9 protein-coding genes are annotated in these 9445 nt (G+C 66.7%); 4 read left to right on the plus strand and 5 right to left on the minus strand.

Going from position 1 to position 9445, the window contains the following annotated elements; genetic code table 11:
• Positions 1-520 precede the first annotated feature (520 nt).
• On the plus strand, positions 521-919 hold the full coding sequence (locus WAW17_RS20305) for a plasmid mobilization relaxosome protein MobC (protein WP_422334719.1): 399 nt from the start codon (positions 521-523) through the stop codon (positions 917-919).
• On the plus strand, positions 916-2637 hold the full coding sequence (locus WAW17_RS20310) for a relaxase/mobilization nuclease domain-containing protein (RefSeq protein WP_043800693.1): 1722 nt from the start codon (positions 916-918) through the stop codon (positions 2635-2637). Before WAW17_RS20305 ends, WAW17_RS20310 begins: the two co-directional genes overlap by 4 nt.
• A gap of 171 nt (positions 2638-2808) precedes the next feature.
• Here the strand turns inward: WAW17_RS20310 and WAW17_RS20315 are convergent, their stop codons facing one another.
• On the minus strand, positions 2809-3093 hold the full coding sequence (locus tag WAW17_RS20315; RefSeq protein WP_422334720.1) for a hypothetical protein: 285 nt from the start codon (positions 3091-3093) through the stop codon (positions 2809-2811).
• Positions 3094-3222: 129 nt separating this feature from the next.
• Between WAW17_RS20315 and WAW17_RS20320 the strand changes: the two genes are divergently transcribed.
• Together WAW17_RS20320 and WAW17_RS20325 are read left to right on the plus strand one after the other, a co-directional pair.
• A complete protein-coding gene (locus tag WAW17_RS20320) occupies positions 3223-3762 on the plus strand; it encodes a cupin domain-containing protein (RefSeq protein ID WP_051446107.1) in 540 nt (179 codons plus the stop codon).
• A gap of 96 nt (positions 3763-3858) precedes the next feature.
• On the plus strand, positions 3859-5649 hold the full coding sequence (locus WAW17_RS20325; RefSeq protein ID WP_422334721.1) for a sigma-54-dependent Fis family transcriptional regulator: 1791 nt from the start codon (positions 3859-3861) through the stop codon (positions 5647-5649).
• A gap of 50 nt (positions 5650-5699) precedes the next feature.
• On the opposite strand, the gene WAW17_RS20330 is transcribed toward WAW17_RS20325, so the two are convergent.
• The 4 genes from WAW17_RS20330 to WAW17_RS20345 all read right to left on the minus strand — a co-directional run.
• Positions 5700-6743, minus strand: a complete 1044-nt coding sequence (locus WAW17_RS20330) for an acyl-CoA dehydrogenase family protein (protein WP_043800688.1) — start codon at positions 6741-6743, stop codon at positions 5700-5702.
• Positions 6740-7879, minus strand: coding sequence for an acyl-CoA dehydrogenase family protein (locus tag WAW17_RS20335; RefSeq protein WP_043800685.1), 1140 nt, complete (start codon positions 7877-7879; stop codon positions 6740-6742). The genes WAW17_RS20330 and WAW17_RS20335 overlap by 4 nt, the downstream gene beginning before the upstream one ends.
• Entirely contained in the window at positions 7876-8652 is a 777-nt protein-coding gene (locus WAW17_RS20340; protein WP_043800683.1) for an enoyl-CoA hydratase-related protein, read from the minus strand. Before WAW17_RS20340 ends, WAW17_RS20335 begins: the two co-directional genes overlap by 4 nt.
• 107 nt (positions 8653-8759) lie before the next feature.
• On the minus strand, positions 8760-9445 hold a 686-nt coding region (locus tag WAW17_RS20345; protein WP_422334722.1), incomplete at its 5' end, for an aldehyde dehydrogenase family protein.

Raw genomic sequence — 9445 nt, forward strand, 5'->3', positions numbered from 1 at the left:
CTGTTGTCCCCGGGTGGGTGTCCGGGTAGGCGTTGTGTGCACACGACACAGCGGAGCGGAGAAATGTCGTGTGTGCCCAATGCCGTTAAGCCCGGTGCCCACTTGGGGACAACTCCCCCGCTGTGAAGTCGCGTCGGACGCGCGGAGCGCGGCCCTTTGTCAGCCCGTTCGGGCGCCGGCCGACCACAAGTGCGGAGCGCCCTGGTCCTCATGTGGATGCCCGAGATTCTCTGTCCCGCTCCGCTTGATCTCAGGCACCCACAATCGGGTCCGCACCACAGGTGGGGGCGGCCGGGAAACCGCGCGAAGGAACTCGCTTCGCTCGTCCTGTGCCTTTTCATGATCGGGCACACGACGCAGGCGCTGCGTGCCAACTGATCGAGCACCGGCGGAGCAAGATGGAAACTTAGGTGCCCTAAGTTGGGGTCAGGTCTGGACGCTGCGCTCTGGACCTGAGACACTGTCGTGTAGCTCCACGTGGTGGGGGCGCTGCGCTGGGCCGAACTGAGAGGTGACGACGATGAGCGATGAGACCGTTGATCGTCCGCGCCGCTTCCGGCGTGAGCGCCGTGCGAACGTCGACGGTGGCCGGCAGGCTCGGCACGTGGTGAAGGTGACTCCCGAGGAGGAGTCGGCGCTGCTGGCGAAGGCGCAGCATGCGCGAGTGAGTGTGCCGCGGTTGCTCGTTGAGTCCGCCCTCGCGGAGCACTCCGAGACCGCGTCGGAGCGGCGTGAATTCGCGGAGCAGTTGTTCGGCGCGTTCCGGTTGTTGTCGGCGATTTCGATCAACGTCAACCAGATGGCGAAGGCCACCAACGCCACCGGGGATCTGCCCGAGAATCTCGGGGTCACACTCGGCGAGGTGCGCCGGGTCGCGATGCGAATTGACGGCATTTTGCAGGAGTTCGACGCGCGATGATCGTGAAGATCTCCAGCGGTGAGAAGATGACCGGTCTGCTGTCGTATTTACAGGGCCCGGGGCGGTCGAACGAGCACACCGACCCGCACCTGGTGGCGGGAGATCCGGCGATCATGGCGTGGCACGACGACAACGAGTTGTCGCACCAGGACGCGATCGCGATTGCCCGCCAGATCGATGAGCCGCGCCGGGTTTTCGGTACCGAGGTCCGCGAACCGAACTACCTCCGAAACGATAGTGGCGAGGATGTGCGGGACTCGCACGGCAAGAAGGTCCGGGACCCGATCGACCCGTGGCGGGATGCGAACGTGTGGCACTGCTCGCTGTCGCTGCACGCCGACGAGGGGCAGCTCACCGACGAGAAGTGGGGCGCAATCGCGCAGGAATTCATGGACGGCATGGGGTTCACCGAGACCTCCGGCCGCTCCCCCGCCCGCTGGGCGGCGGTGCGGCACGGTGTGTCCACCAAGGGTAACGACCACATCCACATCGCGGCGTCCGTGGTGCGCGAGGACGGTACGAAGGTCGACTTGTGGCGGTCGAAGAAGCGCGCGAGTGAGCTCGCGGGCGAACTCGAGCGCAAGCACGGACTCGCGGTCATTGCCTCCCGTGAAACCGGTTCAGGCGAACGCGGTTACCACCGGGCCGAGAAGCATCGTGCCGAACGTGAGGGTGCCCCCGAGTTGGATCGCGAACTTCTCGCGCGCCGCGTCCGGGCGTGTGCGACTGCGTCGAAGTCGGAGGCGGAGTTCGTGCGCCGTCTGCGTGGGCAGGGATTGGTCGTGCGGCCGCGTTTCGCGTCGGGGCGAAGCGACGTCGTGGTCGGCTACAAGGTCGCTGTTCGGCCGGCTGCTGGGCACACGCCGGTGTTCTACGGCGGAGGACATCTCGCCAAGGATCTGACCTTGCCGCGGTTGCGCAGCGAGTGGGAGGACAGCCCACAAGCGTCGTCGGCGGCTGTCGACGAGTGGAACGCGGCTCGCCGCGACCGGCCGACGGTGCGAGCCGGACGTGAGAGTCAGGAACTCGACCCGAAGCTGCTCGACCGGGCCACCGCGGACATTGGAAAGTGGAACGCTTACCTGCGGTCCATCCCGCTCGAGGACCGGGCACAGTGGGCACGCGCCGCCGGCCGTACCGCCGGGGTATTCGCGGCGTGGTCCGCGCAGATCGAACCGACACCCGGACCGTTGGCCGCGGCGGCGCGTCAGCTCGCTCGGTCCGCGCAGCTTCCGGCGCACCGGGCGTACCGGGCACCGAAGGGAGCTATGTCTGCCGGTGGTGCCGCACTGATTGTGATGCAGACCAGTGGGCATCTCCCGAAGAGCGTGTCCGCGATGCTGTTGCTGCGGCAGTTGATGAAAGCCATGGAGGCGATCGCTGAAGCGCATCGCGCGGCAGGTGAGTTGCAACGGGCACTCGACATCGAGTACGCCGTGCGGACCGAGCTCGCGACCATCCACGCCCCCCAACAGCCGCGGCTGTCGGTGCCGGCTTCCGCGCGCGTCGAAGGGTCGACGGAGCCGGGTCGCACGACGACATCGACACTCACACCGGAGCAGGAAGAGTCGCGGCGGCTTGTCGCACTCGACAACGCCGCACCACCGTCCGAGGCCGTGAGGCGTCCAGGGTCACCGATTCCCGCGCCGCTCGACCCGTCCCCACGCACTCATGCAGGTCGCGACCGCGCACGCGGCAACGACGGCAACGAAAGGTAGGAACGCATGTCAGCACCGCAGAGTCACGACGTCCACCAGGGCCAGTGTTGCCGGTTCCAAAGTGCGCCTTAACCACCGGAGTACGAGACTAAAGTGCTCGGTGTTCGTGCGAAGTACGAATGTGCTGATTCGTCGCACAGTCGTCGGCATCGGTGATCGTCCTCGGCTGCGCTAGCTCGACGGGGGCGTCACATCGTGGCTGGCCGTCTCGGCGACTGCGGTGACTCCGGTGGCTGCTGCGCGAAGTGCGCGCGGTTCATATCGACGAGCGAACCCGCCCACGAGCGCGAGGATGAGCTGTAAGGCGGCGAGCAGTTGGTAGTAGCCGTGTCCGGCGACAACCAGGTACGTCCGACGTTGCAGTTTCGTGGCCGGGGGTGCGGCCTTGGTGATCTTCTGTGCGGCGGCAAACCCTAGGCGGCGGACTTCGGCAGGGTGTCTGTTGCGTTTGCACACCACTGCCAAGGCACTCTGTTCGCGGCAGTGTCTCAGAGTGATACACCGTGGTAGTTCCGATCATTTGTAATTTTGGTCACATCGGGCGCCGGGGTGGCGTCAGAGACTGGCAAGAGGAGCGATCAGCAGATGGCAGAGATGAGCATCACCCGCGTTGTCACCGGAGTGAACAACGAACGCAAAGCGGTCTTCACCTCGGTTGGAACGCCGCGTTTCGCCGCGGCGGGCGGCATGGACATCGGCAACGTCTGGGGAACCCCTGACGACGGTTCGGTGACCGTTGGTAAGGGCGGCAGCGACGAGCCGGTGTTCGCCCCCTTCTTCCCCGAGGGCACCGGCACCCGGCTGTGCGTCGTGCACTGGCCGCCGGCCGGCGCCGCTGACGATGCGGACAGCGACGGAGACGCGCCTGATTCGGAGGCGGCGCAGCCGGGTCTCATCGGGGCGTTCGAGGAGGCCAATCCCGGAATGCACACGACCGAGACCATCGATTACGGCATCTGCCTGTCGGGCGAGATCTACCTCGAGCTCGATGACGGCCAGGAGCAGCTGATCACCCCGGGAACGATTGTCGTGCAGCGCGGCACCCGGCATGCGTGGCGCAACCGCAGCAACGAGGTCTGCACCATGGTCTACGCGCTCTGTGGTGCGAAGTGGGCCGATTCCTGAGACCGGAAGTGCCCGGGGGTGTTGCCAAGTAGTGGCTGTTTCACGACGAGCTGGCGACCGGGCCACCGATCTGGACAATTGATGAGTTGGAGATGCATGCCGCAGGCTGGAGAGGGTGTGTTGTCGATGAGTACGTTCCTCGCCGAGGATCCGGAAACCGGGATGGACCCGGTCATCGAGAGGTCCTGGCTACGCTCCTCTGCCTGCGGCGTGGCGCGGGAGGCTGAGCTCAGCCTCCCCTATGACGACCACATCGATGACGACAGCAGGCTCTTCCGGGCGGCCGAGCCGGTGCTGGAGCGACTGGTCGGCACGATGTCCAACATGCGCCACGCACTGCTGCTCGCCGACCCCGACGCCCGGATCATCCACCGCTGGGTCGGGGCGAAGTCCCTGCACGGCCCGCTCGATAACGCGCGCATCGCGCTGGGCTTCGGTTTCACCGAGGAATTCGCGGGCACGAACGGCGTCGGAACCGCCCTGGAGGAAGCGCGCGTGGTGACAATCAGCGGGGAGCAGCACTTCGCGGAGCGGCTGTTCCCGTTCGCGTGCGTCGGGGTGCCGATTCGCAATCCGGTCCGGGGCACGATCGAGGGAGTCCTCGACTTCAGCTGCCTTGCCACAGACTTCAATCCCCTCATGACCTCCCTGCTCGTCGAGGTCGCTGAGCACATCGAGACCCGCTTCGCGCAGCAGGCGTCCGCGTCGGAGTCGGCGCTGCTGGAGTGCTTCGTCAAGACATCCCGGGTGCACCGCGGCCCCGTGGTGGGGATGCGACCCAACATGTTCCTGACCAACACTTCGGCGGCGGAACAGGTCAACGCGTCCGATCAGGCGATGCTGTGGGAATTGGCGGGTATCGCGGCACGGCATCGCCGCGACACGGGAGTAGCCGAACTCTCGGCTGGCCGCTACTCGTTTCGGATGACGCTCATCGTGGAGCACTCCGGCATCGATGCCGGAGTGGTCCTGCGCCTGAATCCCGAGTTCACCCAGAGGGCGGCACGAGACCTGACGCCGCGGTCGAGGCCGTCGCCGCTCACCACCCCCCGGACTCGGAGCTCCGAGCCCGCGAAGGCGGGACGCAGCGTTCAGTGGAACAAACTGATCGAGCGGATGACCAAGCTGGCGGACAACGACGAACCCGTCGCGTTCACCGGCGAGGACGGCACCGGAAAGCTATGGGCCGCGAAGCGGCTGGCGTCGATGCGCGGCGGCGGGCTGCGGATCTTCGATGCGGAACAGGAGCGGGGTACCTCGCACAGCTCGCTGCCGGATCGCTGCCGCAGTGCGCTCGCCGCGGGTGAATCCGTGATCGTCCGGCGGATAGACAAGCTGACCGTCCCGGTACGTGCCGAACTCGGGGAGCTGGTGCGGAACGCAGAGGGCCCGCTGCGGCTGATGGTGACGTGCACCGATGATCCGCGCGACACCGTGGTGCGTACGATCGCCGGCTTCGCCCATCAACTGTGGCTGCCACCGCTGGCCCAGCGGCCGGACGACATCGTCGATATCGTGCCGGAGCTGCTCGCCGAGATCGCGCCTGATCGGGTGGTCACCTGCGCGATGCCGGCACGGCAGGTGCTGATGCGCTATTCCTGGCCGGGCAACGTCGCCGAGCTACGTGACGTGCTCGCCGTGTCGCTGGCGGAGGCGAAGGGCAGCCAGCTGCAGGTCTCGGATCTCCCGGGGTGGCTGATGAAGAGGGCTCACCGGCGCAAGCTGACGCCGATGGAGCAGTCCGAACGTGACCTGATCATCGACGCCCTGCTCAGTGTCGACAACAACCGGGCGGAGGCCGCGCGGGTGCTCGGTATCGGCCGTGCCACGCTCTATCGCAAGCTGCGTTCACTCGGCATTTCCAACGGCACCGACCTAACGGTCTAGACAGCCCAATTGTTTCGGGCGACATCCGCGAACGTGCCCAGGCGGCATGGTCAGTCCGCGATCAGGGGCCAGAGGTTTTCCGGGCCGGCGGCGCCGGCGATAGCGGCGAGGCGGCGGTCCCAGTAGGTGACCGAACCGAACTCGGCCCGCCACGCCAGTGCGGCTCGGGTATACCGGTGTAGGGAGTGCTCGTTCGTGGTGCCGATGGCGCCGTGGACCTGGTGGGCGTTGCGTACGACCGTGGTCGCGGCGTGGCCGACACAGGAGCGCGCGACGGCGATGCGGAAGAGCAGGTCGCCGCCGGACCAGTCGTCGCTGCGGATCGCGGCAGCCAGCGCCGCCTCGGTGGCGGCGCGAGCCAGCGCGCACTCGGCTGCCGCGTCGGCGATCAGGTGCTGCACCGCCTGGAACCGGGCCAATGGGCGACCGAACTGCGTGCGGGCCGTGACATGCTCGCAAGACAGCGCCAGCGCGTGGTCCAGTGCCGACGACACCATGATGGCGCGGGTGAGCGCTCCCTTGAGTAGATATCGCTCCACCGCGTCGTCGGTGATCGGTGTGCCCGACATATTGTCGAGGTCGATCTGCACCCGATCGCGCGGCTCCCCGACCAGGTTGGTACCGGCCATGATGTTGAACGACGACGCGGGTACGTCGGCGATAAACCGTTGGTCACCGGCGTGCCACACAGCGAGGATCGACTCGGCGGCCGAGGCCCACGGCACGGACGACGCCATGCCCGAGGGATCGAGGATGGCGACGGTGCGGAGCTTCTCATCGGCCGGCAGGCCCGCCTCCTCCAGCAGAGCGCCGGCGAGCAGGTCATGTTCGGCGACAGGGGTTCGGACGCCGGCGGCTGCGGCGGCCGACAGCAGCTCGGCGGCCTCCAGCCAGCTGGCCCCGCTCCCACCGGTTTCCGGGGAACCGGTGAGCCGGGTCAGACCGAGCTCGCTGAGCTCCGCCCATAGTGCGGTATCGAGCTCGCGGATCTTGTCAGCGGTCGGCCCACCGGCGGCATGCTTGCCGGCGTGCTTGGCGAAGACCGCATGCATTAGGTCCGACAGGTCGGGCTCGACATCGGGAATCATGGTCATCGCAATCCCAATCCCCGCGCGATCACGCCGCGCAGTATCTCGTTGGTGCCGCCCCGGAGGGTGAAACCGGGGCGTTGGTCCAGGCCGGTGTGGACCAGCTTCTTCCAGTCGTCGTCGCTCTCGTCGCCGGTCAGCAGCGCGGCGGCCTCGGCGATATCGCCTTCGGTGCTGGTGCCGAGCACCTTGACCACCGCGGCGGCCACGTCCGCCCGTTCGCGGCGTTCCAGTGCACCGGCCACGGCCGCCGACATCTGGTGCAGTCCTGCGATGCGACCCACGAGCCGACCCAGCTCGGGGCCGTTGTCCATCGCGGTCAGCCCCGCCAACAGCGGGAAGGTCGACAGCACGCGTTCGGGGCCGCTGCGCTCGAAGCTCAGCTCCGAGGTGACCTGTTCCCAACCCTGACCGATGGTGCCGAAAACCTGGGAGTCGGGAACCAGGACATCGGTGAGGAAAACCTCGTTGAAGTGGTGCTCGCCGCTCATCGAGATGATCGGGCGGACCTGCACTCCGGGCGAGTCCAGATCGACCAGGAACTGGCTGAGACCGGCATGGCGGTTCGTCGCATCCACAGGCGCGGTGCGCGCCAGGACGATGAACGCGTGGGCCTGATGCGCTCCGGACGTCCATACTTTCGATCCGTTGATCCGCCAGCCGCCATCGACTCGGGTACCCGTGGTGCGGACGCTGACCAGGTCCGAGCCGGAGTCCGGCTCGCTCATGCCGATGCCGAAGAAGACCTCGCCGCGCGAGATGCCCGGCAGATACTTCTCCTTCTGCTCGTCAGTGCCGTATTTGAGCAGTGAGGGGACGATCTGCCGGTCGGCAATCCAGTGGGCCGCAACCGGCGCGCCGGCGGCGAGTAGTTCTTCGGTCACGACGAATCGTTCCACGAAGGATCGATCGTGGCCCCCGTATTCGCTCGGCACGGTCATGCCGAGCCAGCCGCGGTCGGCCAGGGCTCGGGTGAAGTCTTCGTCCCATGCCGACAGCCAGCTGTCAACACGTGGTGTGTAGTGGCCGGCCGCGCGCTGGTCGGCGAGGAATTCGCGGACTTTCGTGCGGAGCGCAGCGGTCGTGGCCGGATCACCGGAGGTGGGCGGAACCAGGCGCCCCACGTTGGGCGGAATGCTCATTTGGTCCGCCACCTCTCCAGCCGGACCGTGTGCTCGGGGTCGAGGTGGGCCAGTGGCTGCATGGCGGCAGCCATGCCGAGCACGGTCTCGAGCGAACTTGTTCTCGACTCCTGCAACAGCCGCTTGGCCATCCGCAGCGATTCCGAGGGGTTCTCAGCGATGCGTTCGGCGATGTCCATCGCCGCGGAGAGCAGGTCGTCGTGCGGGACCAGCGTGGATATCATGTTCCACTCCTTGGCGGTGGCCGCGTCGATACGTTCGCCGGTGAGGGTCATCAGCGCCGCTCGTTCATAACCGATCGCCTGTGGAAGGAACCAGGTGCCTCCGTCGCCGGGAATGAGACCGATCTGTACGAAGCTCTCGGCGAAGGATGCCTTCTCGGACGCCACTCGCAGGTCGCACATCATCGCCAGGTCGCAGCCGGCGCCGATGGCGGGGCCGTTGACCGCAGCGATGATAGCGACCTCCAGGCGGTCGAGGGCTCGCGGAATTCGCTGGATCGAATCGACGTAGGCACGTCGCTGGGCCCGCGGGTCGAGCCCGAACATCCCCTCCGCGTCAGCCATCTCCTTGACGTTGCCGCCTGATGAGAAGATCTTGCCGGCACCGGTGAGGATTACCGCGCGCACCTCGGTACTCCGGTTGGCCTCGTGGACGGCACGCTCGAAGGCCTCGATGAAATCCAGTCCGGTAATGGCATTACCGACGCCCTGATTGTCGATCGTCCACGTCTGGACGGCACCGGAACTGGTGATGGTAAGTGGGGAAGTCATGGTGAAATCCTTCGTTGGCCGATCGGCGTGAGCAGATCAGCTTGATCACGTGGTGGTGGTGTTCGACATCCTTCGAAGACGTCGACCACATCGCCGGATGCAACCGGTCAGGTCGGCATCTGCAGGGACTTGATCTGCAGGAACTCCTCGTAGCCATACGGTCCGAGTTCGCGACCGAATCCGGACTTTTTGTACCCCCCGAACGGGGCGCGCGGGTTGTATGCGCCGCCGTTGATGTCGAGCTGTCCCGTGCGGATCCGTTTCGCCACGGAAACGGCACGCTCGTCGCTACCGGCCCACACTGCCCCCGACAGCCCGTACGGAGTGCAGTTCGCTATGCGCACCGCGTCGTCGTCACCGGTGTGCGGTATAACCACCAGAACGGGTCCGAATACCTCTTCTTGAGCTATCTCGGACATCGGGTCGACGTCGGCGAGGATGGTCGGCGCCAGATAGTAGCCGGGTGACAGAACCCGCTCCGAGCCGCCGGTGACGGGCCGGGCACCGGCGGCGAGTGCTCGGTCGATGAAGCCGCGCACCGTTTCGAACTGGCTCGCGGTGGCCGACGGTCCGAGGCGGGTCGACGGATCGGTGGGGTCGCCGACAGTGAATTTGGCGGCAGCCGCGGCCGCGACGTCCAAGGCCTCGCCGTACCGATCGGCTGGCACCAGCATCCGGGTCCATGCCATGCAGGTCTGGCCGCCGTTGAGGAAGGCGTTGCTGACGCCGACCTTCACCGCTGCGGTCAGGTCGGCGTCAGCGAGTATGAAGTTGGCCGACTTGCCGCCGAGCT

Source organism: Rhodococcus sp. (in: high G+C Gram-positive bacteria) (genome assembly GCF_049286785.1).
GTDB lineage: Bacteria > Actinomycetota > Actinomycetes > Mycobacteriales > Mycobacteriaceae > Rhodococcus_F.

Excerpts from the sequence above, each read along its gene's own strand:
- WAW17_RS20305 (WP_422334719.1), top strand. The coding sequence starts at position 521 with ATGAGCGATGAGACCGTTGATCGTCCGCGCCGCTTCCGGCGTGAGCGC.
- WAW17_RS20310 (WP_043800693.1), top strand. The coding sequence starts at position 916 with ATGATCGTGAAGATCTCCAGCGGTGAGAAGATGACCGGTCTGCTGTCG.
- WAW17_RS20320 (WP_051446107.1), top strand. The coding sequence starts at position 3,223 with ATGGCAGAGATGAGCATCACCCGCGTTGTCACCGGAGTGAACAACGAA.
- WAW17_RS20325 (WP_422334721.1), top strand. The coding sequence starts at position 3,859 with ATGCCGCAGGCTGGAGAGGGTGTGTTGTCGATGAGTACGTTCCTCGCC.
- WAW17_RS20330 (WP_043800688.1), bottom strand. The coding sequence starts at position 6,743 with ATGACCATGATTCCCGATGTCGAGCCCGACCTGTCGGACCTAATGCAT.
- WAW17_RS20335 (WP_043800685.1), bottom strand. The coding sequence starts at position 7,879 with ATGAGCATTCCGCCCAACGTGGGGCGCCTGGTTCCGCCCACCTCCGGT.
- WAW17_RS20340 (WP_043800683.1), bottom strand. The coding sequence starts at position 8,652 with ATGACTTCCCCACTTACCATCACCAGTTCCGGTGCCGTCCAGACGTGG.